The 23,313-nt window shown below is 58.6% G+C and carries 26 protein-coding genes and 1 pseudogene; 11 read left to right on the plus strand and 16 right to left on the minus strand.

The genetic code is table 11. From position 1 onward, the window contains the following. The first annotated feature begins 106 nt into the window (after positions 1–106). From MUY35_RS11920 to MUY35_RS11930, 3 genes and pseudogenes are all read left to right on the plus strand, one after another. A complete protein-coding gene (locus tag MUY35_RS11920) occupies positions 107–445 on the plus strand; it encodes a P-II family nitrogen regulator (RefSeq protein ID WP_248368617.1) in 339 nt (112 codons plus the stop codon). 13 nt (positions 446–458) lie between these two features. Then, positions 459–1,781 (plus strand): ammonium transporter, encoded by a 1,323-nt coding sequence (gene amt, locus MUY35_RS11925; protein ID WP_248368619.1) that lies wholly within the window; start codon positions 459–461, stop codon positions 1,779–1,781. 210 nt (positions 1,782–1,991) lie between these two features. After that, positions 1,992–2,279 (plus strand): annotated as a pseudogene (locus tag MUY35_RS11930) (4a-hydroxytetrahydrobiopterin dehydratase); the annotation flags it as partial. Positions 2,280–2,476: 197 nt separating this feature from the next. Here MUY35_RS11930 and MUY35_RS11935 read toward each other — a convergent pair. From MUY35_RS11935 to MUY35_RS11975, 9 genes are all read right to left on the minus strand, one after another. Beyond that, positions 2,477–3,661, minus strand: coding sequence for an amino acid aminotransferase (locus MUY35_RS11935; protein WP_248368622.1), 1,185 nt, complete (start codon positions 3,659–3,661; stop codon positions 2,477–2,479). Between the two features lie 3 nt (positions 3,662–3,664). Beyond that, complete coding sequence (sseA, locus tag MUY35_RS11940; protein WP_248368625.1) at positions 3,665–4,519, minus strand: 3-mercaptopyruvate sulfurtransferase; 855 nt, start codon at positions 4,517–4,519, stop codon at positions 3,665–3,667. Positions 4,520–4,665: 146 nt separating this feature from the next. Further along, positions 4,666–4,947 carry a hypothetical protein gene (locus MUY35_RS11945; RefSeq protein ID WP_248368628.1) on the minus strand — a complete coding sequence of 94 codons (282 nt, stop codon included), beginning with the start codon at positions 4,945–4,947 and terminating at the stop codon, positions 4,666–4,668. Between the two features lie 155 nt (positions 4,948–5,102). After that, positions 5,103–5,552 carry a YaiI/YqxD family protein gene (locus MUY35_RS11950; protein ID WP_248368631.1) on the minus strand — a complete coding sequence of 150 codons (450 nt, stop codon included), beginning with the start codon at positions 5,550–5,552 and terminating at the stop codon, positions 5,103–5,105. A 6-nt stretch (positions 5,553–5,558) separates the two neighbouring features. Beyond that, entirely contained in the window at positions 5,559–6,392 is an 834-nt protein-coding gene (gene fghA / locus MUY35_RS11955; RefSeq protein WP_248368633.1) for an S-formylglutathione hydrolase, read from the minus strand. Between the two features lie 33 nt (positions 6,393–6,425). After that, positions 6,426–7,538 carry an NnrS family protein gene (locus tag MUY35_RS11960; RefSeq protein WP_248368635.1) on the minus strand — a complete coding sequence of 371 codons (1,113 nt, stop codon included), beginning with the start codon at positions 7,536–7,538 and terminating at the stop codon, positions 6,426–6,428. Beyond that, entirely contained in the window at positions 7,535–8,461 is a 927-nt protein-coding gene (locus tag MUY35_RS11965; protein ID WP_248368637.1) for an AEC family transporter, read from the minus strand. Before MUY35_RS11965 ends, MUY35_RS11960 begins: the two co-directional genes overlap by 4 nt. Positions 8,462–8,582: 121 nt before the next feature. After that, positions 8,583–9,560 carry an iron exporter MbfA gene (gene mbfA / locus MUY35_RS11970; RefSeq protein WP_248368639.1) on the minus strand — a complete coding sequence of 326 codons (978 nt, stop codon included), beginning with the start codon at positions 9,558–9,560 and terminating at the stop codon, positions 8,583–8,585. A 127-nt stretch (positions 9,561–9,687) separates the two neighbouring features. Next, positions 9,688–10,800, minus strand: a complete 1,113-nt coding sequence (locus tag MUY35_RS11975; protein ID WP_248368641.1) for an S-(hydroxymethyl)glutathione dehydrogenase/class III alcohol dehydrogenase — start codon at positions 10,798–10,800, stop codon at positions 9,688–9,690. 110 nt (positions 10,801–10,910) lie between these two features. On the opposite strand from MUY35_RS11975, the gene MUY35_RS11980 reads away from it, so the two are divergent. Then, a complete protein-coding gene (locus tag MUY35_RS11980; RefSeq protein ID WP_248368643.1) occupies positions 10,911–11,189 on the plus strand; it encodes an I78 family peptidase inhibitor in 279 nt (92 codons plus the stop codon). 66 nt (positions 11,190–11,255) lie between these two features. Here MUY35_RS11980 and MUY35_RS11985 read toward each other — a convergent pair whose 3' ends face one another. The 4 genes from MUY35_RS11985 to paaI all read right to left on the minus strand — a co-directional run bounded on the left by MUY35_RS11985 (position 11,256) and on the right by paaI (position 14,158). Further along, complete coding sequence (locus tag MUY35_RS11985) at positions 11,256–11,699, minus strand: cytochrome c (RefSeq protein WP_248368645.1); 444 nt, start codon at positions 11,697–11,699, stop codon at positions 11,256–11,258. 104 nt (positions 11,700–11,803) lie between these two features. Next, the gene (locus MUY35_RS11990; protein WP_248368657.1) at positions 11,804–12,382 is read right to left on the minus strand and encodes a TetR/AcrR family transcriptional regulator; all 579 of its coding nucleotides are present in this window, start codon (positions 12,380–12,382) and stop codon (positions 11,804–11,806) included. A 3-nt stretch (positions 12,383–12,385) separates the two neighbouring features. Continuing rightward, a complete protein-coding gene (gene paaK, locus MUY35_RS11995) occupies positions 12,386–13,693 on the minus strand; it encodes a phenylacetate--CoA ligase PaaK (protein ID WP_248368661.1) in 1,308 nt (435 codons plus the stop codon). A gap of 33 nt (positions 13,694–13,726) precedes the next feature. Beyond that, positions 13,727–14,158 carry a hydroxyphenylacetyl-CoA thioesterase PaaI gene (gene paaI / locus MUY35_RS12000; RefSeq protein ID WP_248368664.1) on the minus strand — a complete coding sequence of 144 codons (432 nt, stop codon included), beginning with the start codon at positions 14,156–14,158 and terminating at the stop codon, positions 13,727–13,729. Between the two features lie 332 nt (positions 14,159–14,490). Here paaI and MUY35_RS12005 point away from each other — a divergent pair, with 332 nt between their 5' ends. Further along, a complete protein-coding gene (locus tag MUY35_RS12005) occupies positions 14,491–14,838 on the plus strand; it encodes a DUF2794 domain-containing protein (RefSeq protein ID WP_248368667.1) in 348 nt (115 codons plus the stop codon). A gap of 3 nt (positions 14,839–14,841) precedes the next feature. Here the strand turns inward: MUY35_RS12005 and MUY35_RS12010 are convergent, their stop codons facing one another. The 3 genes from MUY35_RS12010 to MUY35_RS12020 form a co-directional block, all read right to left on the minus strand. Beyond that, the gene (locus tag MUY35_RS12010; protein ID WP_248368670.1) at positions 14,842–15,663 is read right to left on the minus strand and encodes a C40 family peptidase; all 822 of its coding nucleotides are present in this window, start codon (positions 15,661–15,663) and stop codon (positions 14,842–14,844) included. Beyond that, entirely contained in the window at positions 15,663–17,045 is a 1,383-nt protein-coding gene (locus MUY35_RS12015) for a leucyl aminopeptidase family protein (RefSeq protein WP_248368674.1), read from the minus strand. The genes MUY35_RS12010 and MUY35_RS12015 overlap by 1 nt, the downstream gene beginning before the upstream one ends. Positions 17,046–17,131: 86 nt before the next feature. Further along, positions 17,132–17,512 carry a hypothetical protein gene (locus MUY35_RS12020; protein ID WP_248368677.1) on the minus strand — a complete coding sequence of 127 codons (381 nt, stop codon included), beginning with the start codon at positions 17,510–17,512 and terminating at the stop codon, positions 17,132–17,134. Between the two features lie 140 nt (positions 17,513–17,652). Here MUY35_RS12020 and MUY35_RS12025 point away from each other — a divergent pair, with 140 nt between their 5' ends. From MUY35_RS12025 to MUY35_RS12050, 6 genes are all read left to right on the plus strand, one after another. Next, a complete protein-coding gene (locus tag MUY35_RS12025) occupies positions 17,653–18,300 on the plus strand; it encodes a carbonic anhydrase (RefSeq protein WP_248368680.1) in 648 nt (215 codons plus the stop codon). A gap of 15 nt (positions 18,301–18,315) precedes the next feature. After that, the gene (locus MUY35_RS12030) at positions 18,316–18,954 is read left to right on the plus strand and encodes a lysophospholipid acyltransferase family protein (protein ID WP_248368682.1); all 639 of its coding nucleotides are present in this window, start codon (positions 18,316–18,318) and stop codon (positions 18,952–18,954) included. Further along, complete coding sequence (locus tag MUY35_RS12035; RefSeq protein WP_248368684.1) at positions 18,951–19,892, plus strand: phosphatidate cytidylyltransferase; 942 nt, start codon at positions 18,951–18,953, stop codon at positions 19,890–19,892. The genes MUY35_RS12030 and MUY35_RS12035 overlap by 4 nt, the downstream gene beginning before the upstream one ends. A 17-nt stretch (positions 19,893–19,909) precedes the next feature. Further along, on the plus strand, positions 19,910–20,527 hold the full coding sequence (locus tag MUY35_RS12040; RefSeq protein ID WP_248368686.1) for a CDP-alcohol phosphatidyltransferase family protein: 618 nt from the start codon (positions 19,910–19,912) through the stop codon (positions 20,525–20,527). A gap of 48 nt (positions 20,528–20,575) precedes the next feature. After that, a complete protein-coding gene (locus MUY35_RS12045) occupies positions 20,576–21,109 on the plus strand; it encodes an SRPBCC family protein (protein WP_248368688.1) in 534 nt (177 codons plus the stop codon). Positions 21,110–21,248: 139 nt separating this feature from the next. Beyond that, positions 21,249–23,312: an NAD(P)-binding protein gene (locus MUY35_RS12050; RefSeq protein ID WP_248368690.1), complete on the plus strand. Its 2,064-nt coding sequence runs from the start codon at positions 21,249–21,251 to the stop codon at positions 23,310–23,312. Position 23,313 lies beyond the last annotated feature (1 nt).

The raw sequence follows: 23,313 nt of genomic DNA on the forward strand, positions 1-23,313 counted from the left end.
GCGAACCTCTGCCGCCACTGTTCTTCCCCCTCTCTGCCTAGCTGAATGACCGCATAGGGCACGCTGTTTGGTGCGTGCCCGGATGTGGGACAGAAAGGAAAAGAACGTGAAACTGATCATAGCAGCGATCAAGCCGTTCAAACTGGAAGAGGTGCGCGAGGCGCTGACCTCGGTCGGGGTGTCGGGGATGATGGTCACTGAAATCAAAGGGTTCGGCGCGCAGTCGGGTCATACCGAAATATATCGCGGCGCAGAATACGCCGTGAATTTCCTGCCAAAACTGAAATTGGAAATCGTCGTGAGCGACGATCTGGCCCCTGACGTGGTCGAGACGATCGCGAAGTCGGCACATACCGGCAAGATCGGCGATGGCAAAATTTTCACATTGGATGTTGGCGACGCTTTGCGCGTGCGCACCGGCGAAACCGGCTTGGACGCCCTTTGAGCGCGCGAAAGGAATGAAAATGACACGTAAATTTGCACTTACAACGGCCTTGCTGGTAACCCTTCCCGGCTTGGCGATAGCGCAAGAGGCCAGCGGTGAAACCGCCGCCCACACGCAATTCATCCTGACATCTGTGCTGTTCCTTCTGGGCGGTGTGCTGGTCTTCTGGATGGCCGCTGGTTTCGCCATGCTGGAGGCCGGTTTGGTTCGGTCCAAGAACGTAACCATGCAGCTGACCAAGAACATCGCGCTCTTCTCGATCGCGGCGATCATGTATTGGCTGTCGGGCTACGGCATTATGTATCCCGCTGACTGGCTGATCGAAGGCTGGCTGGGACCGTTTTTCGCGGTCACTTCGCTTGATCCAGTCGGCGTTGCTTCTGAAGCTGTCGATGTAGGCTATGCCTCCGGCGCGTCCGACTTCTTCTTCCAGCTGATGTTTTGCGCGACAACGGCCTCGATCGTGTCCGGCACCTTGGCAGAGCGCATCAAGCTGTGGCCCTTCCTTGCCTTCGTCGTCGTGCTGACCGGCTTCATCTATCCGATTGAGGCAAGCTGGCAGTGGGGCGGCGGCTGGTTGTCGAATGCAGGCTTTTCGGACTTTGCAGGCTCGACTCTGGTGCACGCTGCGGGTGGCTTTGCCGCTTTGGCTGGCGCCCTGATCCTTGGACCGCGTCTTGGCAAATACAAAGACGGCCGCACAATTCCGATGCCGGGGTCCAACCTGACACTTGCAACGCTTGGCACGTTTATCCTGTGGCTGGGTTGGTTTGGCTTCAATGGCGGTTCGCAACTGGCGATGGGCACGATCTCGGATATCTCGGACGTGGCGCGGATCTTTGCCAACACCAATATGGCGGCCGCGTCCGGTGCCATCGTGGCGATGGTGATGACACAGCTTTTGTTCAAAAAGGTCGACCTGACGATGACCTTGAACGGTGCGCTGGCAGGGCTGGTGTCAATCACTGCCGAACCGCTGGCCCCGTCACTGTTCCAGTCGCTGATCATTGGCGGCATCGGGGGTGCGATTGTGGTCTTCGTGGTCCCCCTGCTGGATCGGCTGAAGATCGACGACGTGGTTGGTGCGATCCCGGTGCACCTTGTGGCGGGTTTCTGGGGAACGTTCATCGTGGCCTGGACCAACGCAGATGCCAGCTTCGGCACCCAGATCATGGGCTTCCTTGCCATCGGTATCTTCGTCTTCGTGGTCAGCTTCATCTTCTTCGGGGTCATCAAGGCCACGATAGGCCTGCGGGTCAGCGAAGAAGAGGAAGTCAATGGCCTCGACATGGCCGAACTGGGCATGGAAGCCTACCCGGAATTCACCAACGGGTAAGACAATAAACGCCGGGGGACAAACCCCCGGTCCACGCTGGCCGCGCAAATGCCAAGGCCAACAGGGTGGAAAAGGGGGCTGGAAGGTCCCCTTTTCTTTTTGTTTTGACTGCGAACGCTTTCTTGAACGACTGGATTGAGGCCAAGGGCGGATACGGATTTCCGGCGGCTGCTCGGTAAGGTATACTCCTTGGAGTGGAGGTGCGCAGATATGGCAGATATTTTGACACCCGAAGAGCGCCAGGAACTTCTAATCCCGTTGGGTGAAGCCGGATGGGGAGCGGTCCCGGACCGTGATGCAATCCGGAAAGTATATATCTTCCCCAATTTTGTAGAGGCGTGGGGCTGGATGTCCCGCGTAGCGATCTGGTGTGAAAAGTGGAACCATCACCCGGAATGGCTTAATGTCTATCGCACTGTCGATGTCACCTTGGCGACACATGATGTCGACGGTCTAAGCAATCTGGATATTAAGCTGGCGAAGAAAATGGACGCCCTCGCGGAGGCATCGAGCGGTGCAAGCTTTCAATCCGACCGTTCGGAGCCAATCGCCTGTCTGTGCAATCTGGACGCACGCGGTTGAGAACCAAGCGTTCAAAGCCTGATCGCAACAAGCTGAACCGGGCTCGCGCTTGGTATGCTGGACGGCGGCGCGGTCAATAGCGAAAGGCTGAACCGCTGAGAAACGGCTGGGGCCTAAACCCCAACCTTCACAATCGCCTCTGCCAGCAGGGGCACGGTCTCTTCATTCAACCCAGCAATGTTCATCCGCGAGTCGCCCACCATATAGATGCCATGATCAACACGCAGGGCCTCGACCTGTTCGGGCGTGGCGCCAAGGCGCGAGAACATGCCGCGGTGATCGGCGATGAAGCCGAAGCGGTCCGAGCCTGTGCGGGCGCGTAGCTCTCCTGCCAACGCCTCACGCAGGGACAACATGCCTTTGCGAACGTCCTCTAGTTCAGTCATCCACTCGGCTTTCAGCCCCTCATCCTCAAGGATCATGGTGACAAGGCGTGCACCGTGATCGGGCGGGAAGCTGAAATTCTGGCGGTTCAGGTGGGTCAGGTTCTGCTGGGTGATGCCAGCCTGTTCGGCATTTTCCGAGATGCAGGTCAAAAGCCCGGTACGCTCGCGGTAGATGCCGAAGTTTTTCGAGCAGCTGGCCGCGATCATAGCCTCGGGCACTGTCTGCGCGATCAGGCGGACACCGGCGGCGTCTTCTTCCAGCCCGTCACCAAATCCCTGATAGGCGATGTCGATCAGGGGCGTCGCACCCTTTTCAACGATCAATGCGGCGACCTCTTTCCACTGGGGCAAGATCAGGTTCGCACCGGTTGGGTTGTGGCAACAGCCGTGCAGCAGAACAGCGTCGCCTGCCTTGATGGCCTTCAGGTCCTCCATCATCCCGTCAAAATCGACCGCGCGGCTTTCATTGTCGAAATAGCGATACTCGGCCATTTTCATACCGAGATGCTTGATGATCGAAGGGTGGTTGGGCCATGTGGGCGCGGACAGCCAGATCGTGGCATCGGGCGACGCCATCTTGATCAACTCGACCGCTTGGTGGATCGCGCCAGTGCCGCCGGGCTGTGCGGCCATCGACAGGCGGTCAGCATCGACGCTATCGCCCAACACCAGACCGGACAGCGCACGGCCATAGGCAGGATCGCCAGCCAGCGCGGTATAGGATTTGGTGCTTTCGATATCCCACAACACTTTCTCGGCGGCTTTGACAGCCCGCATTACGGGCGTCACGCCCTGCGCGTTCTTGTAAACACCGACGCCAAGGTCGATCTTCCCTTCGCGCGGATCTTCGCGGTATTGCTGCATCAGCGCCATGATCTTGTCGGTCGGTTGGGCGTTCAGATTCTTGAACATGGTCTATTCTCCGGTTCCGACATTCAGGTCGTTGTACATGCCCCATTCTGCCCAGCTTCCGTCGTAAACGGCGTGGCGATCATGGCCCATGCGTTCCAGTGCCAGCGCAAGGATCGAGGCGGTGACGCCCGACCCGCAGCTTAGGATCGCGGGTTTTTCAAGACGCACGCCAGCGGTCTCGAAAACCCTGCGTGCCTCGTCAGGGGACTTTAACGTGCCGTCCTCGTTCAGCAGGTCGCTGTAGGGCACGTTTTTCGAATTCGGGATGTGGCCAGACCGCAACCCTTCGCGCGGCTCGGGCGCGTCACCGCGGAACCGATCAGCGGGACGCGCGTCCACAATTTCGTAATCGCCCAGTTTCGAGGCTGCAGCGACTTGCGTCACATCTTTTACCATATGTGCCTGGCGAACCACGGTCATGTGGCGGTCGCGCACGACCGGGGGCATGTCTTCGATCGGATGACCTTCGGCTTGCCATTTGGGCAGACCGCCATCCAACACTGCAATATCCTTGTGGCCCATCAGGCGAAACATCCACCAGACGCGCGCGGCAGAATACAGGCCCATACCGTCATAGACAACGATCTGGTGGCCATCGCCGACGCCCATGGCGCGCACCCGCGACATGAACTTCTCAACCGGAGGCATCATGTGTGGAAGATCGGTGCGCAGGTCGGCAATTTCGTCGATGTCGAAATACCGAGCACCGGGAACATGCGCGGCATGGTATTCGGCGCGCGGATCGCGGCCCATATCGGGCAAATACCAGCTGGCATCGAGTATGCGCAGGTCTGGATCATTCAGATGCTTGGCAAGCCAGTCGGTCGAGACCAGCGTTTTCGGGTCGCTATGCGGCATGACTTTCCCTCCGGTCAGTTTGCATTATCTGACTAGTGCGCGAGGCGTCGATACGCAAGACTGGGCGCGCAAACATGCTCAATGTGAAAGGAAAAAGGGAAGGCCGAAGCCCTCCCTTGTAACGCGTCCTAAAAATGCTTTTTGTCTTATTTCGCGATCATGTTGCGGATCACACCGACGATGGCCAAAAGCACGCCGCCACCGACACCACCTGTTGCCATCTGCGCAAGGATTGACCCGATATCCAGACCTCCGGCGGCATTGGCAACGCCACCCGCCCCCAGCATCGACAGGATGGTGCCACCAAGGCCGCCACCTGCGATACCGGCGATCGAGTTGATCAGAGTGCCTTGGTTCAGGTTTTTCAAAAGGCCGCCAGCGACGTTGCCGCCGACAGCGCCGGAGATCAGCCCAAGAATCAATTCCATGATTTATCCTTATTTTGCCGGATTGAATCATTTCCATTCGAAGTCAACCCGTTCTTCGGTGTACCAACAGAAGCACGCCTTCTTTCGCCAGCTAAGGGGAAAACTGCCAAAAAATGCCCCGCGTTGCACCGTCAACGATCGCCGTTGGTTTGGTGCTAAGAAGAGGCGACCCGGCGCAATGCCATGTCCAGCGCTTCACGAAACCGCGCCCTGTCGGATTTTGAGAACGCCCGCCCGCCGCCTTGTCGAAAAGGATCCGCGGCGCGCAGGTCGGTCATGAGATCGCGCATGGCAAGTTGTTCGCGCACGTTGCTTTCGGTGAAAGGCTCGCCGCTGTGGCGCAGAACCTGCGCGCCAGCCCCGACGCATTTGGCGGCCAGCGGGATATCCCCTGTTACCACAACATCTGTCGGCCCCGCACGATCTGCAATCCACATATCGGCCACGTCAGGACCGTCGGGGACATAGATCATCTCGACCAATGGGTTTTGCGACGGGCGCAGGCCGCCGTTGGATACAAACAGCACTTTCGTCTTGTGACGGGTAGCGACCGCTTCGGCTTCGGCCTTCACCGGGCAGGCGTCTGCATCAACATAGACGACCATTTTGACCTAGGCCCAAAGCGCTTCGGCGTGGAAGGCTACGTGGTCTTCCATGAAGGTCGACACAAAGAAATAGCTGTGGTCATAGCCCGGCTGCATACGGAACGTGGCTTGCTGACGGCGGCTGGCGATGGCGTGGGACAATGCCTCGGGTCGCAGAAGGTCGATGAACTGGTCCTTGGTGCCCGTGTCGATCAACATCGGTCCGTCAAAGCCGCGCTGTGTCATCAGATGGCTGGTGTCATGGGCGAGCCAATCGGCATTGTCTTCGTCGCCCAGATAAGCCGCGAACTGTTTGCGGCCCCAATCGGAGGCGGTCGGGTTGCAGATGGGTGAAAATGCCGACACGGATCGGAACTGTTCAGGCAAGGTCATCGCAATTGTCAGCGCACCGTGCCCGCCCATCGAATGCCCGGTAATCCCCTGCCGCTCCGGGTCCAGTGCGAATTTCTCAAACACCAAACCGGGCAAATCCTCGGTCACGTAGTCCCACATCTGAAAATGTGGTGCCCATGGATCTTTGGTCGCGTTCACGTAGAAGCCGGCCCCTTGCCCCAAATCGAATGCGTCGTCATCTGCGACGCCGTCGCCGCGCGGGCTGGTGTCGGGGAAGATCAGCGCAATGCCTTGTTCGGCCGCCCAGCTCTGCGCGCCCGCTTTTGTCATGGCGTTTTCATGGGTGCAGGTCAGGCCTGCGAGAAACCAAAGGACGGGAACGGGGCCGTCCTGTGCTTCGACCGGAAGGAAAAGTCCGAAAGTCATGTCCGTACCTGTCGCGGTCGAGGCGTGCTTGTAGACCCCTTGAATGCCGCCAAAGCAGGCATTTTCCGATAGCGTTTCCATCCGTATCTCCCTCCAAAAATCCTGTACAGCTAACTAGACGCGGGGTGCTAAGGCAATGGGGAAAGCTCGGATGAAGAAACAGATCATCCCAACAGACCAGAACGCGCCGCCCAAGTGATAGAAATGTGCGGGATCGCTTGTCCAATCAGCGGTGACGCGCAGAACCGCGCCGATATGCAGAAAGTTCAGGAACACGCGGTCAAAGCGGGTGCCCTCGATCAGGCGGCCAGAGTGTCCCAGAAGCGCGCGCAGCATGACGATAACGGTGATCGTTCCGATCGCCCCCACACCAAGCGCGTGGTGAACCTGCCCAATATTTGCCAAGTCTGTCAGAGACACCAGCGCAAGAAGCGCCATGGATAGGGGTAGCCATGCATAGCCTGCGTGTTGTGCGAACAAAAGCGGCTCGCTTGTGACTGCAAAGCCGCGCCAGCGTGACAGGCGCAGCGCAAGGGCGATGGCGGCCAGCGCGGCAAGTGCACCGGTGACGGTCTGGGCGCCGAGAATGATCCAGCTTGCAGCCGCCGCTGCACTTAGCCCAATGGCGATCTGATCAACGGGGCCGAACTGGGCGGGCAGATTGTCTTCGCCGCGCTTTTTAAGCCAGTTGCGGCTGAAGGCGGGCGTCACGCGACCGCCGATATGGACCATCAGAACAAAGCTGAGCGCGAAGCCCATGGTCAGGCCAAGGTCAGCATCTGCCATCAGGAATATTGCCTGTGCCAATCCCAAGCCAAGCACGACCAATGCGACCACGTAGTTGCGACGGTTTCGCGCGGCAATCAACTCGCGCAGTACCAAAAGGGCCACAATAGGCAGAAACGCCAGCGCGACGGTGTGAGACAACCCGCCTTCGGGCGCGGCAAACATCGCGATACGCGCGGTCAGCCACAGGGCAAACAACCCAGCCACCGATTTTGGCCCCAAGGCAGGGCGACCCGTCCAGTTGGGGATTGCGGTGAATAAAAACCCTGACAGCGCAGCGGGCAGATAGCCCCACAGCATCTCGTGTTGGTGCCAGAGCAGCGGGTCGTTCATCCGTTCGACCAGTCCGGCGTGATAGATCAGCCAGATCGGAATGGCGGTGCCGGCGAACAGCGCGGCGAAGGGGAAAAACAGTCGGTAAGGACCGGACAGAAGAGTCATGGGGCCATCCAGGCAAGAATCGCGGACAAGGTCAGAATTGATGCACTTGTCGATATCAGGATCGCAGATGAAACGCGCTGCGGTGCAACGCCATAGTGCTGGGCTAAGATATAGACATTCCCGGCCACAGGCAGGGCCGATGTTGCCACCATAACGCTGGCAGCAAAGCGGTCGACGTCGAATACGTAAAACGCCAATACGCCAACGGCCAGCGGATGCAGAACAAGTTTAGCGAAGGACAGCCAGACCGCGACGCTGACCCTCTCTGCAGATTTGGCGGCAAGGGAGGCACCGATTGCGAACAGTGCGCCGGGGGTCGAAGCGCCCGCAAGCAAGTCTAAGAACCGGTTCACCGGGTCGGGAAGGTCCCAACCGGAAGCGGCCCATGCGAAACCTAGCGCCATAGACACAATCATCGGGTTGCTAAACAGGCCTTTGCCCACGGTGCGCAACACAACCGGGCTGACGCGGCCATCACGCGAGCCTGTGATCAGGATCACGATGAGGCTGCTAAACAGGAACAGGTCGACCGCAAGAACCAGCATTACCGGGCCAATAGCCGCTTCCCCCATCAACAGTGCAAGCATCGGGACGCCGAGAAAGCCGACATTGCCGACCACAGCGCACTGAGCCTCGACTGCGGCTTCCTCGATCCCCCGTTTGCGGAAAAGGGCGACAGCGGTGGCCAACAAGTAGACCGCCCCTGCACCGAGAGCATAGGCCCAGATGAAGGGCCAACTGAGGACCTCCGCCAGACCAAGATTGGCCGAAAAACGAAACAGCATCGCCGACAGCGCAAAGTAGAACACAAAGCGGGTCAGGTAGGCGGTAGCCTCTGGCGGGAAAAAGCCACGTGCGGCGGCGCCGAAGCCCAGTCCGATGAGCGCGAAGAAGGGCAGGGTTTGCAGCAAAACGTCGATCATGTTGCAGCCCTAGCATGGGGGATGGCGGTTGGCGAGATGCGGGCGCGCCACGCATCGGATTGAGTGTCGATTGTTCTCGGGGTGGCTGCTATTGCCAGGACACTATGAGCGAGAAAAGGCGTTAACCGCCCCCGATAATCACCCCAGCTGCAAAGACCAATGCACCGCCCACAACGACTTGCAGTGTGGCCCGCCAGAAGGGCGTTTGCATAAACCGGTTCTGGATCCACACAATTGCCCAAAGTTCGACGAAAACAACAAGAAGCGCGATGGTGGTTGCGGTCCAGAAATCTGTGATGAGGTACGGCAAAGCGTGCCCCAACCCGCCCAGTGTTGTCATGATGCCTGACGCAAAACCGCGCTTGACCGGGCTGCCGCGGCCAGAAAGCTCTCCGTCATCTGACGCCGCTTCGGTGAAACCCATCGAGATACCCGCTCCGACGCTGGCGGCAAGGCCGACAAGGAATGTTGTGTGTGTGTCATGGGTGGCGAAGGCGGTGGCAAAGATCGGGGCAAGGGTCGAGACCGAGCCATCCATCAGACCAGCCAGCCCCGGCTGCACCCATGTCAGAACAAACTGGCGGTGCGCGTCGGCGTCTTCTTCCGACCGGGCCTCGCCGCCTAGATGATCAGCTTCCAACTGGCCTGCGATGTTGCCATGATCCGCTTCGGCTGCGGCCAGATCGCCCAGCAACTTCCGCGTATTGGCATCGCTCGTCCGGTCAGCGGCTTTGCGATAAAACTGCTCTGCTTGCCGCTCCATCTCGCGAGCTTCGCCGCGAATGGTTTCAAGCCCTAGGTTTTCCACCAGCCAAACCGGGCGACGGGCATAGAACCCGGCCACATGTTCGCGCCGGATCAGCGGGATCATGTCGCCAAAGCGCGCTTTGTGGGCGTCAATCAGGATACGGCGATGTTCGTCCTCTTCTTCGGCCATGCCGTCAAAAACCTTTGCCGATGCGGGGAAATCGGCGCGCAGGTATTCGGCATACTGGCGATAGATACGCGCATCGTCTTCCTCGTTTGAGATGGCGAGGGCGAGGATTTCCTGCTCGGACAGGTCCGAGAAACGACGACGATTAAGGGTGCCGGAAAGCATGAAAAAGCTCCTGAATTAGAACGGTTCTAATCTAGTGATTTCCGGCGCGGACACAAGCCTGCAAATCGACGCGAGGCGGGTCCGCAAAGCGCGGCCCGCCCTGAGGTCTGTTCTGTTTCGAAATGACTCAGTAAAGGACCACGCCGCGGATGCTTTCACCCGCATGCATCAAATCGAAGCCTTTGTTGATGTCTTCCAAGCCCATCGTGTGGGTGATCATCGGGTCAATTTCGATCTTGCCGTCCATGTACCAGTCGACGATTTGCGGCACGTCGGTGCGGCCGCGTGCGCCGCCAAAGGCCGTGCCGCGCCAGACCCGGCCGGTGACCAGTTGGAAGGGACGGGTCGAGATTTCGGCACCTGCAGGTGCGACGCCGATGACGATGCTTTCGCCCCAACCCTTATGCGCGCTTTCCAACGCCGTGCGCATGACGCCGACATTGCCAGTGGCGTCGAATGTGTAATCCGCGCCGCCGCCGGTTACCTCGACCAAATGCGCGACCAAATCACCTTCGACTTTCGAGGGGTTCACGAAATGGGTCATGCCAAACCGGGTTGCCATGTCGACTTTGGAATCGTTTAGGTCCACACCGACGATCTGATCCGCCCCGGCCATACGCAGGCCTTGCAGTACGTTCAGGCCAATACCGCCCAGACCAAAGACGATGGCTGTCGACCCGATTTCAACCTTGGCCGTGTTGATCACCGCGCCGATGCCGGTGGTCACGCCGCAGCCGATATAGCAGATTTTGTCAAACGGCGCGTCCTTGCGCACTTTCGCCAAAGCGATTTCTGGCACGACGGTGTGATTGGCGAAGGTCGAACAGCCCATATAGTGCAGGATCGGCGTGCCATCCAGCATCGAGAAGCGGCTGGTCCCATCGGGCATCAGCCCTTGGCCTTGCGTCGTGCGGATCGATTGGCATAAGTTCGTCTTCGGGTTCAAACAATACTCGCATTCGCGACATTCCGGTGTGTAAAGGGGGATCACGTGATCGCCGACCTCAAGCGTAGTGACACCCGGTCCGACCTCGACCACCACGCCCGCGCCTTCGTGACCCAGGATCGCGGGGAACAGCCCTTCTGGGTCTGCGCCCGACAGGGTGAACAGATCAGTGTGACAAAGTCCGGTGGCCTTGATTTCGACCAGAACCTCGCCCGCTTTTGGGCCTTCCAGGTTCACCTCCATGATCTCAAGTGGCTTACCAGCTTCGACGGCGACTGCAGCACGGGTGCGCATGGTGTTTCTCCTGTTCAATGATGGATGTAGGGTGCGGGAAAAACGAGGGCGTTTCAACCTTGGATCGACCGACCCTTGCCATGTCGCGACATTGCAGCGCAAATAGAGCCATGAAGTTTTATATGATCCTTCCCGTCGTTGCTGCCTTGACCGCCTGTCAGGCGGGAAAGCAACCTTTACCCGCGCCAGACACATTTGCCCCCAGCTGTGGTCAGGACCGGTTTCGCGGGTTGGTCGGTCAAGACGCCGCAATTTTGCGCGAGGTCGATCTGCCCAGTGCCACGCGTGTGGTGAAACCCGACATGGCTTTGACGCAAGACTATCGTCCTGGCAGGCTGAACATCTCGATTGACGCAGATGGGATCATTGACCGCGTCTGGTGCGCCTAAGCGACAAGATGCAAAAAGGGCGGCGCGTTCGCGACGCACCGCCTCCAGCTTCTAATCTGACCGATCTTACTTGCGATAGTCGCGGTGGCAAGCCTTGCAGGTGCCGCCGATTTGCCCCAGTGCCGCGCCCAGTGCAGCCTCGTCGCCTATCGGACCCATACTGCTGGCGATCATAACCATATCTTCGGATTTCTTCACGAAATCTTCGAAATTCTCCCAAATCGCGGGTAGCGCTTCGGTTGCCGGGTCGGTTTCGTTCGCCTCAAATTTTGCAGGTATCAAAACACCTTTCTCGGCCATGATCGCGACGGATGCATCGGCAATCGCGGCATCAAAAGGCGCTTCGCCTTTCGACATTTCGGACAGCGTCTTCATCCCGTCGCCAATCGCCTTCATGGTTTTCATGCGTTCGATCACAACCGGGTTTTTAGCATCTTCATGAGCCAGAAGGGGCGCCGCCAGCGGTGCGCTGAAAGCCATCGCAAGCAAAGTTGTTTTGACGAAATTCATGGGTGATCCTTTCAAAGACACAAAATTTCAGTGATGTTACGCACAGGAATTCAAAAGGAAAATGAAAGGATTGTGATCGGCGGGAAGCATGAGCCTTGAACGTCTTACAAGGCGTGGATGCCGCCCAGAAGCATGTCGGTCACGAGGTCGGCATATTCTTCACGCTCCAGCCCCTTGCCGGGTTGGTTCCACATGTAATACCAATTCAGAATACCAAAAACCGACATCGTGACGGCACGCAGGTTGCGGCTGCCGGTGAAGGCGTCGGGGGCTTCTTCGCGAAGTGCAGCACCCATCATGTCGACCATACGGCGTTGTAGTTCGATCAAGGGCGCTTGCTGATTGGGGTCCAACACGCCAAGGCTATCCAGCTGCAATTTATGTTCTGCATCCGCGCCCCGATAGGCTTGAAGAATTGCCCGGACAAGACCGCGCAGCCCATCGGTTTCAGGTGCGGCTTCAACCTCGGCCACCAGTCCGGACAGGTGCGTGTCAAGAATGTCGAAAAGCAGCGCTTCTTTGCTGTCATAGTAATGATAGATCAGCGCCTTTGATACGCCGCAATGCTTCGCCGCTGCTGTCATCGAGGCGCGGTCGAAGCCATGTTCGGCGAAATAGGCCGCCGCCCCTTTGCGGATGGCGGCGCGCTTTTCCTCATGGTCGCGGGCAATTCCTCGCGGCATCGTTCACTCCTTCGGGCGGTTGTCCACGACCCTTACCGCTTTCCCTTCGCTGCGCGCAACCTTACCGCCTGCTGCAACGTGCACCTTGGCACTGACGCCGACATTGGACTTGATCTTTGCCGACAAGGTGCGGGCGGCAGCTTCAGCGCCGTCTTGCGACAATCCCTCGGCCATTTCTACGTGGACATGCATTTCGTCCATGCGGCCCGGGCGGTTCAGTTCGATCTGGAAATGTGGGCCCAGGGCCGGGACGTCCATCAACTGCTCTTCAATCTGGGTCGGGAAGACGTTCACGCCGCGCAGGATGATCATGTCGTCCGAACGTCCGGTGATCTTTTCCATCCGGCGCATCGACCGGGCAGTGCCGGGCAGAAGGCGGGTCAAGTCACGGGTGCGATAACGGATGATCGGGAACCCTTCCTTGGTCAGCGAGGTGAACACCAGCTCGCCCAATTCGCCGTCCTCGACCACCTCGCCGGTGTCGGGGTTGATGATCTCGGGATAGAAGTGGTCTTCCCAGATGTGCAGTCCATCCTTGGTTTCAACGCATTCGTTGGCGACGCCCGGCCCGATCACCTCGGACAGACCATAGATGTCGACCGCGTGCATGTCGAAGGCGTCCTCAATCTCGCGGCGCATGTTGTTGGTCCATGGCTCGGCGCCGAAGATGCCGACTTTCAGCGGGCTTTTACGCGGATCAAGCCCCTGCTTGGCGTATTCGTCCAGAATGGACAACGCGTAGGACGGGGTAACTGTGATGCCATCGGCGCGGAAGTCTTCGATCAGGCGCACCTGGCGTTGCGTCATGCCGCCGGACACCGGCACCACGGTCAATCCCAACGCCTCGGCCCCGCCATGCACGCCCAGACCACCGGTGAACAGGCCATAGCCATAGGCGTTGTGCAGCACGTCACCGGGGCGCAGACCCGACGCCCGCATACAGCGCGCCACAACCGTGGACCACATTTCCAAGTCGTTTTTCGTATAGCCAACCACCGTCGGCTGCCCCGTCGTGCCCGAACTTGCGTGAACGCGCGCGATTTCACCGCGCGGGACGGCAAACAGGCCGAACGGATAGTTGTCGCGCAGGTCTTGCTTCACCGTGAAGGGGAATTTCGCCAGATCCGAAAGCGATTTCAGGTCGTCTGGGTGCACGCCCGTGTCGTCAAAGCTTTTGCGATAGAACGGCACGTTGTCATAGGCGTGTTTCAGTGACCATTTCATGCGCTTAAGCTGAAGGGCGGCAATTTCGTCGCGCGATGCAATTTCGATTGGGTCAAGGTCTGCCTTGCGGGGGGTCAGGTCTTCCATATCTCTCCTCCGGCGGGTCGTTCCCCGCCTTTTTCAGTCGACTTCGTCGAAATGTGTGCCGGATATCTGTCGCGAATGGCCGCGGAAAATGGCAACCTCGCGCCTGTCTTCGCCGGTGACGGTCACGTCATAGATGCCCGATCGGCCGCTCCGACTTGTCTCGCGGGCTGTTGCGATCAGCAATTCGCCCAGCTTGCCCGGCGCCAAATAAGTGATTGAGTTGTGCTGCGCGACCACGCGGTGGTTGTAGCTGTTGCAGGCAAAGGCGAAGGCGCTGTCGGCCAGCGTGAAGATGAACCCGCCGTGACAAATGCCATGCCCGTTTGCCATGTCATCGCGCACAGCCATCGAGATCACAGCGTGACCGGGTCCGATTGCATCCAAAGACATGCCCAACCCCTGCGAGGCCGGATCGTCGTCCCACATCATCTTTGCGGCGCGTTCTGCACGGTCTTGTGGCGTCATCTTCCCCCCAACATGTTTTGATGAGGATGCACAAAACCGACCGTTCGGTCAATAGTGTTGTAGGAATGCGCCCGACGCGGCATCTAGACGCCAAAATACTGGTGCCGGATCATCTGCTGAAAACGGAAAAACCCCCGATGTAGACCCGGTGCCGCAAACTGGGTGGGGGCTGTTACTGCGACACCGGGTTGAGCTTTCGCTCTCTCTACAGCTTCAGATATGCCCGGTTAACGCGGCGTCAAAAGGGAAGACTTGTGTTAACTTCCGCCCCAAAGCGCGGCTAAATCTAGGCAGGGATTGATTTCTTAACCATTGATCGGCAGTCTGAAGCTATGACCATGCAAAACCTGACGCCCTTTCCCGGGCAAGGCCGGCCGCCCGATCAAGTTGCCTTCAACCGTATGGAGCTTGGGGCTATCATGGGCCTTTATGGCCGAATGGTCGCTGCAGGCGAATGGCGCGATTATGGGATGAGCTTCCTGCGAGACGTCGCCATTTTTTCCGTTTTTCGGCGCACTGCGGAAACACCCCTTTACCGGATTGAGAAACGCCCCAAGCTGCGCAACCGGCAAGGACAATATGCGGTGATCGGGATGGATGGGCGCATTTTGAAACGTGGGGGCGACCTGTGCGCGGTGCTGCGGGTGCTGGAACGTAAGCTCATTCGCGCAGTCGAATAGGCGCTACAGCCTGCGCCGGGCTGTGACCGGCCCGTCGCCTTGTGCTTCGATGCGCGCGATACCTTCTTGGATATCCTCATACGCGACCGCCATGTGATAGGCGTTGGCATGGATCATCTGCGTGCCGTCCACAACAATCGCCACATGCCCTTTCCAAAACAGAAGATCGCTACGTTGAAGGGGAGCGTCCTTGGCGATTGCAGTGCCAAGCGCCTCTTGCATGTCACTGTCACCGGGGCAGTCATGCCCGGCCGCCAGCAGCGCGGCCTGCACGAGGCCGGAACAATCTATCCCGTCACGCGAATTGCCGCCCCACAGATAGGGTGTACCCAAGAACAGCTCGGCGGTGGCAACGATATCGGGGCGCTTTTCATCGGTTGAACTTAGATGCGCCTTGGGCAGGAAAAGACCCGCGTCGGTTTCGGCAAAACGACCAGAAGCCCCAACAACAGTGACGCGCGCGCCAAATGACAACGTGTCGATTGCCCGCTGCTTGAAGTCGGGTTCCGGGTAGAGATGCGATCCAAGATTGCTGACCCAATGTGTCGTTGAACCGTCATCGGTCAGACAAGACGAGGACATATAACCGACATATCCGTCCCGTTCGGCCTGAACGAAAGCAAACCCGTCGCGGTCGTCCAATTGCAAAACGCGCTCGCCGAACAAAGCCTGCCTGTTACGCGCGCCATTGGGTGCGCGCAGGATATCTGCGACGCCAACGCCCGCGCGGCGCCACGTGCCGTCGGTATAGGCCGGGGCATCGACAATCCCGCGCAGGCTTTGGTGCGCGACGTGATCGTTTGCGGGGGTTAGGCGGGCGTCCATCACAGGTCCAACATTTCTGGCAGGGCGGCCAGCAACGCGCGTGCGCCCATGCCAACGCCGCCTTTCGGGCGGGCAGGGGCGGGCGTCGGGTTCCAGCCATAGATGTCGAAATGCATATAGCGCGGGGTGTCGGTTACAAAGCGGTTTAGAAACAGCGCCGCTGTGATTGAGCCTGCAAAGCCGCCTTTTGGTGCGTTGTCCAGATCGGCGATGCCCGGTTCAATCATGCTTTCATAAGGTGTCCAAAGCGGCAGTTCCCAGACCGGGTCAGCGGCGGCCTCAGCCCCCCTGCGCAGAGCATCCGCATCCTCGCTTTTTGTCGCATAGAACGGCGACAAGTCGGGGCCAACTGCGACCCGCGCAGCCCCGGTCAGAGTCGCCATCGAGATCATCAGGTCCGGTGTTTCTTCATCTGCCAGCGCCAGCGCGTCGGCCAGCACCAGTCGGCCTTCTGCATCCGTGTTGTTGACCTCGACCGTCAGGCCTTTGCGCGAAGTCAGGATGTCACTGGGCCGAAAGGCGTTGCCAGCGACGGCGTTTTCGACCGCCGGGATCAGCACGCGAAGCTGCATTTTCACGCCAAGCGCCATGATCATCTTTGCAAGACCAAGCACGGTGGCCGCCCCGCCCATATCTTTCTTCATCAACCCCATCGAAGCGCCGGTTTTCAGGTTCAACCCACCGGTGTCAAAGCACACGCCTTTGCCAACCAGCGTCAGTGTCGGTCCAGCATCGCCCCAGCGCATGTCGATCAGCCGAGGCGCGCGATCCGCCGCACGGCCGACCGCATGGATCATCGGTAGGTTGTCATCCAATAGGGCATCACCCTTCGTCACGCTGACAGTTGCGCCATGATCCTTAGCCAGGGTTTGGATCGCCGCTTCCAGTTCGTCAGGGCCCATATCCTCGGTCGGGGTGTTGATCAGGTCGCGGGTTAGCGCCTCGCCTGCGGCAATCGCTTCTAGCCTGGCTGCATCGATACCATCGGGCGCGACGATCATGGCTTGCGGCACGTTCTGGCTGGCGTATCGGTCGAAGCGATAGCCTTCCAGCAACCACCCAAGCGCGGCTTCTTCCAGCGCGGCAGGTTCCAGCGCATGTTGCAGCCGATAAGTGCCGTTTGGCAGCTTGGCGCGCGCTGCCGCTATGCCAAACCGTCCACGTGCGCGCGCGGCGGCGTCGCCGTTGCCGACCAACGCCAGGGCGGGCACGCCGTCCTCGTCCGGGATCACCAGAACCTCGCCCAACGTGCCTTGGAAACCGTTTGCTTTGGCCCAAACGCGGGCCGGTTCGGGCAACGCGTCCAAGACGACCTCGTCCCCTTTTTCAATTAAGATCAGGGGGATGGCGTCGGGCGTGTCGGGGGCGAAAGTCAGGGTCATCTGGGCCTCGGCTCATTGAAGTTTGGCACAGCTTAACGCCACCGTGCGCCACTGCAAGGCCAAGGGGAACAGCGGCCACCTTTCGCCTAGATCGACATGTCCTGAATATCCCAAACGGCAATCAGGCTGCGCTCGCCAATGCGCCCCAACCGGGCCAGCGTGGCGTTGAACCCCGCAAAGTCAGAGCCTTGTGAAAGGTCAAGCACGTCGCGCGCAACCCGTCCAAGAGTGGTCATGCCGACCTTATTGGCGATTGCGATCAAGTCGCGTACGCCGTCGCGCACGGCGTCGGTCTGACCAAGCCGCTGAGCTTTTTGCACGCTCGCCAACCCGATCGCCAATTCTTCAAGCGTCTGATTAACCTCTTTATCAGCGTGGGCTGGCCCAAGCTGAGCATATAGCCGTTCCAATTGCGCGCGATCCAGTCGCACGGATTCCCTAACGTTCAAATTTACAATGATCGACACCGGCACACCCTCAGTAATTTTCCCTCACGAGGGAGATTGTGACGTAACGGCCTCAAGAAATCGTATACCGATAATGCAAAATTACCTCGAATTTCATACGATTGCAGCATACACACAAGGAACTTGAACCGGAGGATCTTATGGAACGAGCGCAACCGCTGCCAACTTACCTTGCACAACGCTATCAGGGCTGGAAAGCCACGGGATATGCGGAAAACAAAGCATGGTATCGCCGTTTGGCCGAAGATGGCCAGCATCCGCGCGCGATGGTGATTTCTTGCTGTGATTCGCGCATCCATGTGACCGCCATTTTTGGTGCCGATCAGGGCGAGTTTTTTTTGCACCGAAACATCGCGAATCTTGTGCCGCCATATGCGCCAGATGGTGATTATCACGGGACATCGGCGGCAGTTGAGTATGCTGTGAAGGCGCTGAAAGTCGCGCATCTGATCGTTCTGGGTCATTCAACTTGCGGCGGCGTGAAGGGGTTTCACGATATGTGCCACGGACGCGCGCCTGAACTGGCCGAAAAAACCTCGTTCATTGGCCGCTGGATGGACATTCTGCGCCCCGGCTATGAACGGCTGGGCGGCAATGATGCCGAGATTGACGACGCCATGCTGGAAAAAGAGGCCGTCAAAGTGTCGATGGACAACCTGATGACCTTCCCCTTCGTGCGCGATGCGGTTGAGGCTGAAAAGCTGTCCCTTCATGGGCTGTGGAACGATATTGGCGAAGGTGGTCTGGAATTTTACGACGCCAAGACCGATTCATTCCTGCCCGTCTAAGTAAAGGGTCGGCGGTTGTTTCACACGATCCTTTCGCAATTGGTCGGAACCGCGATTGCGCTGTTTGCTCGCGTGGTGACCGCCGTTCGCGGTGTGTGGCAGGGCGTTGAGCCTGTGCCGCGCCAGCGGGTCTATTTCGCCAACCATACCTCAAATGGTGATTTCGTTCTGATCTGGACAGTGCTGCCACCCGCCCTTCGGGCGCGCACCCGCCCGGTGGCGGCGGCGGATTACTGGCTGACCGGGAAGCTGAAAACCTTTATCGGGCGCGAGGTGTTCAACTCCGTTCTGATTGACCGAAACCCGCAAACGCGACGCGAAGACCCGATTGTGCAGATGGTCACCGCTTTGGACGATGGGGCAAGTCTGATCCTGTTTCCCGAAGGCACGCGGAATATGACAGATCAGACGCTTTTGCCGTTCAAACCGGGGCTTTATCACCTTGCACAGAAACGCCCAGATGTTGAGATCGTGCCCACATGGATCGATAACCTGACCTCGGTCATGCCGAAGGGCAAGATCATCCCCGTGCCGCTTTTGTGCTCGGTCACATTCGGCGCGCCGCTTGAGGTGATCGAAGGTGAAGACAAGGCCAAATTTCTTGCGAGGGCCGAAGCTGCGCTGGCTGCATTGGCACAGGAGGTCGCCCGATGACCGCGCCCGCTGAATTCACCACGCTTATCGGCGGGGTCTTTGCCATTCTGGTTGTCGCGACCGTTATTGGTCAGGTCTTGAAATCCCGTATGGGGCCAGACAACGAAGTGGTCGAAAACCTTGTCGCGCGCATCAATGCGTGGTGGGGCATGGTGGTCCTGCTGGCCTTGGCGATGCTGGGCGGGCAGGCGGGTGTCGTGATCTTGTTTGCGCTGCTCAGCTTCGCAGGTTTGCGCGAGTTTCTGACGTTGACGGCCAAACGGCGGGCGGACCATTGGGCGCTGGCCGTCAGCTTCTTCATTATCCTACCTGTTCAATACGCGCTGATCTGGGCGGATTGGTATGGGATGTTCTCGGTCTTCATTCCCGTTTATGCTTTTCTATTATTACCCATCGTGGTGGCGGTCCAAGGCGACACTGACGGATATCTGACTCGCGTGGCGGAAACACAGTGGGGCCTGATGATCTGCGTCTTTGCCGCCAGCCATGTGCCTGCGCTGCTATCGCTGAACATTCCCGGATACGAAGGCAAAAACGTGCTGTTGGTCGCCTTCCTTGTGGTCGTGGTGCAGCTGTCAGACGTGCTGCAATATGTATGGGGCAAGATGATCGGTCGTCACAAAATCGCGCCGCGCTTATCGCCCTCTAAAACGTGGGAGGGGTTTGTGGGCGGCATCGCCAGCGCCTCGGCCGTGGGGGCAGGGCTGTGGTGGATGACACCATTTTCGCCCCTTGAAGCCGCAGGGCTTGCGCTGGTCATCACCCTGATGGGCTTTTTCGGAGGTCTGGTGATGTCCGCCATCAAACGCGACAAGGGGGTGAAGGACTGGGGGCATTTGATTGCGGGTCATGGCGGTTTCATCGACCGGCTGGACAGCGTCGTGTTTTCCGCCCCGATCTTCTTTCATCTGGTCCGCTATTTTTGGTCCGTCGCCTAATCGGAAAGTGAGGCCTAATGGCTCAACGTCGCCCCATCACCACCCGTGACCGTAAGTGGGCACAGCGCATGGCCGCTTGGCTTGCGCAAAAAGAGGTGACGCCGAACCGGATCAGCCAAGCCTCGATTCTGTTCGCAGCCGTGGCAGGCGCGGCGTTCTGGCTGTCCGGTGGCGTGTCCGCCCTGTGGTTGGTCGTTGCGGCGCTGGGCGTGCAGGGGCGGCTGTTGTGCAACCTGTTTGACGGCATGGTGGCCGTCGAAGGTGGCCGCGCCGAACCCGATGGCCCGTTCTGGAACGAGGCACCCGACCGCTATGCCGATATTCTGATCCTTGTCGGGATGGGGTTGGGGGTGGGAGCCCCGGCGCTGGGCTGGGCGGCGGCAACCATGGCCGTGCTGACGGCCTATACTCGCGAAGCCGGGGCTGCTCAGGGGTTGGAGCCCGACTTTTCCGGCCCGATGGCGAAACAACACCGCATGGCACTTGCGACTGTCGTGGCGGTGGTCGCCATCTTCTTGCCAGCCGTTTTCGGGCACGCGACTTTGGCAGTGGCGCTTTGGGTCATCGTGCTTGGCACAGCATTGACGGCGGCCGCCCGCGGGATGCGCATGATCGCGACGTTGAAATCGCGCTGACGGTCGATCCGTGTTAAACTTCGCCTATTAGAGCGAAGGAAATTACACATGAAACTGATCTTTGGCGCACTGAAGGGGTTTGCGATTCTCGCAATTGTCCTTGTTGCGATAGCTTTTCTGCTGCCGTCTGAGGTTTCGGTCAGTCGGACGACAGTGATTGCCGCCCCAGCCGACGATATTTTCCCCCATGTCAATTCGATGCAGGCCACGCAAGACTGGTCGCCGTGGCTGTCACGTGATGCGGATGTTGAATTGGTCTATGAAGGCCCGGAACAGGGTGTCGGGAACACGTTGCGCTGGATGTCTGACCAGCCGGACGTTGGCAATGGCATTCAAGTGATCACCGCAAGTACCGAGAACGAGCGCGTGGAAACCGCGCTTGATTTCGGCCCCCAAGGCCTTGCCAACGCCTATATTGATCTGGAGCCGGTCGACGGCGGCACTCAGGTGACATGGGGATTTGATACTAAGCTGGGGATGAACCCAATGGCCCGTTGGATGGGCCTGATGTTCGATGGCTGGATTGGTAAGGACTATGAAGTGGGGTTGGCGAATTTGAAGGCGTTGGTCGAGGGCGGCTAACAACGTGTCTATTAAAGTCAGCTTGGCGGGACGAAGCTGCCGTTAGTCTTATTCAGTTCAATGACGGCTTTCAGTTTTCAACACTATTCAATAACGTGTTGCAGAATGAACTATTTGAATTCCCCGACAGGACTTGAACATGCGTGATCCGCGCTACGATATCCTTTTTGAACCTATCAAAATTGGTCCGGTCACGACCCGTAATCGGTTCTACCAAGTGCCCCATTGTACAGGCATGGGGCACCGATACCCGCAGGCCGAGGCACGGCTTCGTGGAATGAAGGCCGAAGGGGGATGGGGCGTTGTGTCCACGCAAGAGGCCGAAATTCATGCAAGCTCTGACCTGACACCGGCAAATGAGGCGCGAATTTGGGGTGCCGAGGACATTCCGGCTTTGCGGCTTCTCACGGATGCAGTGCACGAACATGGCAGTCTGGCCGCGATTCAACTGGTCCACAATGGCCTGCACTCTGCGAACCGCTACAGCCGTGTCGCGCCAATCGCACCATCTTCCGCCATTGTGGACGGTGATGATCCGGTGCAAGCGCGGGCGATGGACAAGACGGACATTGCAGCATTTCGTAAATGGCATGTAGACGCAGCTTTGCGGGCACAAGATGCAGGGTTCGATATCATCTATGCCTATGCAGGCCACGACATGACGCTTCTGCAGCACTTCCTGTTGGCCCGTCATAACCACCGCACAGATGAATACGGTGGGTCATTTGAAAATCGTTTACGGCTGTTCCGCGAAGTGATTGAAGACACAAAAGAAGCGGTGGGCGAAACCTGCGCGGTTGCAGTCCGCCTTGCGGTGGATGAATTGCTTGGAGCTGGTGGCATTCAGCACGATGCAGAAGCCCGCGACATAATCGAAGCTTTGGCAGAAGAACCCGATCTGTGGGATGTGAATTTGTCCGATTGGTCCAACGATAGCCAAACCTCGCGCTTCTCGGATGAAGGGTTTCAAGAACGATACACAGGCTTCGTCAAATCAGTCACCACCAAACCAGTGGTTGGGGTTGGCCGCTATACCTCGCCCGACACCATGGCGCGGGTCATCAAAAGCGGCCATCTGGATTTGATTGGCGCTGCACGTCCTTCCATTGCGGACCCGTTCTTACCCAACAAAATCGAGGCAGGAGAGATCGAAGCAATCCGCGAGTGCATTGGCTGCAACATCTGCGTCATGGGCGACAACACCAGCACACCGATGCGCTGCACCCAAAACCCGACCATGGCAGAGGAATGGCGGCGCGGTTGGCACCCCGAAATCATCCCTCAGGTCACAAAATCGGATCCCTATTTGATCGTCGGCGGCGGCCCCGCAGGGCTAGAGGCTACGCGAGCCTTAGTGCAGCGTGGCGCAGACGTTACCTTGTCCGAGGCTGGCACCACTTGGGGCGGTCGGGTCACGTCTGAAAGTGCATTGCCCGGCCTTGCTGCGTGGGGCCGTGTACGCGACTGGCGATTGTGGCAATTGCAGCAAGCCTCAAATGCTGAACTCTATCTTGAAAGCCCGCTTAAGGCGTCTGATATCCCTGAGTTTGGTATCCCCCATGTTGCCTTAGCAACCGGATCGACGTGGCGTGCAGATGGCGTCGGCCGCGCGCATCGTCGGCCGCTTCCATTTCTTGATCTGGCCCGTGTGCTGACACCTGATGACATCATGACGAAGGGCGCTGCTGCGGTATCCGCCGACGGTCCTGTTGTGATCTTCGACGATGATCGCTTTTACATGGCAAGCGTTCTGGCAGAAGTCTTGGTCAATGCAGGCCGCGAGGTGGTGTTCGTCACGCCTGCGCCAATCGTGTCGCCGTGGTCGGAAAATACGCTGGAACAAGGCCGCATTCAGCGCCGTCTAATCGAAAAACAGGTGCGTATTATCCCATTGCACAATTTAGCGGATATGTCGCCAGATACGCTCACGCTGTCCTGCGTCTACACAGGAACAACCCAAGTGATAGATTGCACAAAACTTGTCACCGTCACATCTCGACGCCCCAACGATCAGCTCTGGTTGGACCTCATCGCAATGAAAGATCAATGGGCGGATGCGGGCATCCAGACCGTGAAACGGATTGGGGATTGCTACGCCCCAAGCCTAATCGCAATGGCCGTTCAGGCGGGTCACACTTACGCGCGTCACGCAGAGCTTGAAATCGAACCGCAGCCGTTACGAGAAGATTTCGGACACGTCTAAG

The sequence above is a fragment of the Aliiroseovarius sp. S1339 genome, assembly GCF_023195695.1.
In the GTDB taxonomy this organism is placed as follows: Bacteria; Pseudomonadota; Alphaproteobacteria; order Rhodobacterales; family Rhodobacteraceae; genus Aliiroseovarius.

Bases quoted from the DNA above. Each gene is read 5' to 3' on its own strand.
- amt (WP_248368619.1), top strand. From the start codon at position 459: ATGAAAATGACACGTAAATTTGCACTTACAACGGCCTTGCTGGTAACC.
- MUY35_RS11935 (WP_248368622.1), bottom strand. From the start codon at position 3,661: ATGTTCAAGAATCTGAACGCCCAACCGACCGACAAGATCATGGCGCTG.
- sseA (WP_248368625.1), bottom strand. From the start codon at position 4,519: ATGCCGCATAGCGACCCGAAAACGCTGGTCTCGACCGACTGGCTTGCC.
- MUY35_RS11945 (WP_248368628.1), bottom strand. From the start codon at position 4,947: ATGGAATTGATTCTTGGGCTGATCTCCGGCGCTGTCGGCGGCAACGTC.
- MUY35_RS11950 (WP_248368631.1), bottom strand. From the start codon at position 5,552: ATGGTCGTCTATGTTGATGCAGACGCCTGCCCGGTGAAGGCCGAAGCC.
- fghA (WP_248368633.1), bottom strand. From the start codon at position 6,392: ATGGAAACGCTATCGGAAAATGCCTGCTTTGGCGGCATTCAAGGGGTC.
- MUY35_RS11960 (WP_248368635.1), bottom strand. From the start codon at position 7,538: ATGACTCTTCTGTCCGGTCCTTACCGACTGTTTTTCCCCTTCGCCGCG.
- MUY35_RS11965 (WP_248368637.1), bottom strand. From the start codon at position 8,461: ATGATCGACGTTTTGCTGCAAACCCTGCCCTTCTTCGCGCTCATCGGA.
- mbfA (WP_248368639.1), bottom strand. From the start codon at position 9,560: ATGCTTTCCGGCACCCTTAATCGTCGTCGTTTCTCGGACCTGTCCGAG.
- MUY35_RS11975 (WP_248368641.1), bottom strand. From the start codon at position 10,800: ATGCGCACCCGTGCTGCAGTCGCCGTCGAAGCTGGTAAGCCACTTGAG.
- MUY35_RS11980 (WP_248368643.1), top strand. From the start codon at position 10,911: ATGAAGTTTTATATGATCCTTCCCGTCGTTGCTGCCTTGACCGCCTGT.
- MUY35_RS11985 (WP_248368645.1), bottom strand. From the start codon at position 11,699: ATGAATTTCGTCAAAACAACTTTGCTTGCGATGGCTTTCAGCGCACCG.
- MUY35_RS11990 (WP_248368657.1), bottom strand. From the start codon at position 12,382: ATGCCGCGAGGAATTGCCCGCGACCATGAGGAAAAGCGCGCCGCCATC.
- paaK (WP_248368661.1), bottom strand. From the start codon at position 13,693: ATGGAAGACCTGACCCCCCGCAAGGCAGACCTTGACCCAATCGAAATT.
- paaI (WP_248368664.1), bottom strand. From the start codon at position 14,158: ATGACGCCACAAGACCGTGCAGAACGCGCCGCAAAGATGATGTGGGAC.
- MUY35_RS12005 (WP_248368667.1), top strand. From the start codon at position 14,491: ATGACCATGCAAAACCTGACGCCCTTTCCCGGGCAAGGCCGGCCGCCC.
- MUY35_RS12010 (WP_248368670.1), bottom strand. From the start codon at position 15,663: ATGGACGCCCGCCTAACCCCCGCAAACGATCACGTCGCGCACCAAAGC.
- MUY35_RS12015 (WP_248368674.1), bottom strand. From the start codon at position 17,045: ATGACCCTGACTTTCGCCCCCGACACGCCCGACGCCATCCCCCTGATC.
- MUY35_RS12025 (WP_248368680.1), top strand. From the start codon at position 17,653: ATGGAACGAGCGCAACCGCTGCCAACTTACCTTGCACAACGCTATCAG.
- MUY35_RS12035 (WP_248368684.1), top strand. From the start codon at position 18,951: ATGACCGCGCCCGCTGAATTCACCACGCTTATCGGCGGGGTCTTTGCC.
- MUY35_RS12040 (WP_248368686.1), top strand. From the start codon at position 19,910: ATGGCTCAACGTCGCCCCATCACCACCCGTGACCGTAAGTGGGCACAG.
- MUY35_RS12045 (WP_248368688.1), top strand. From the start codon at position 20,576: ATGAAACTGATCTTTGGCGCACTGAAGGGGTTTGCGATTCTCGCAATT.
- MUY35_RS12050 (WP_248368690.1), top strand. From the start codon at position 21,249: ATGCGTGATCCGCGCTACGATATCCTTTTTGAACCTATCAAAATTGGT.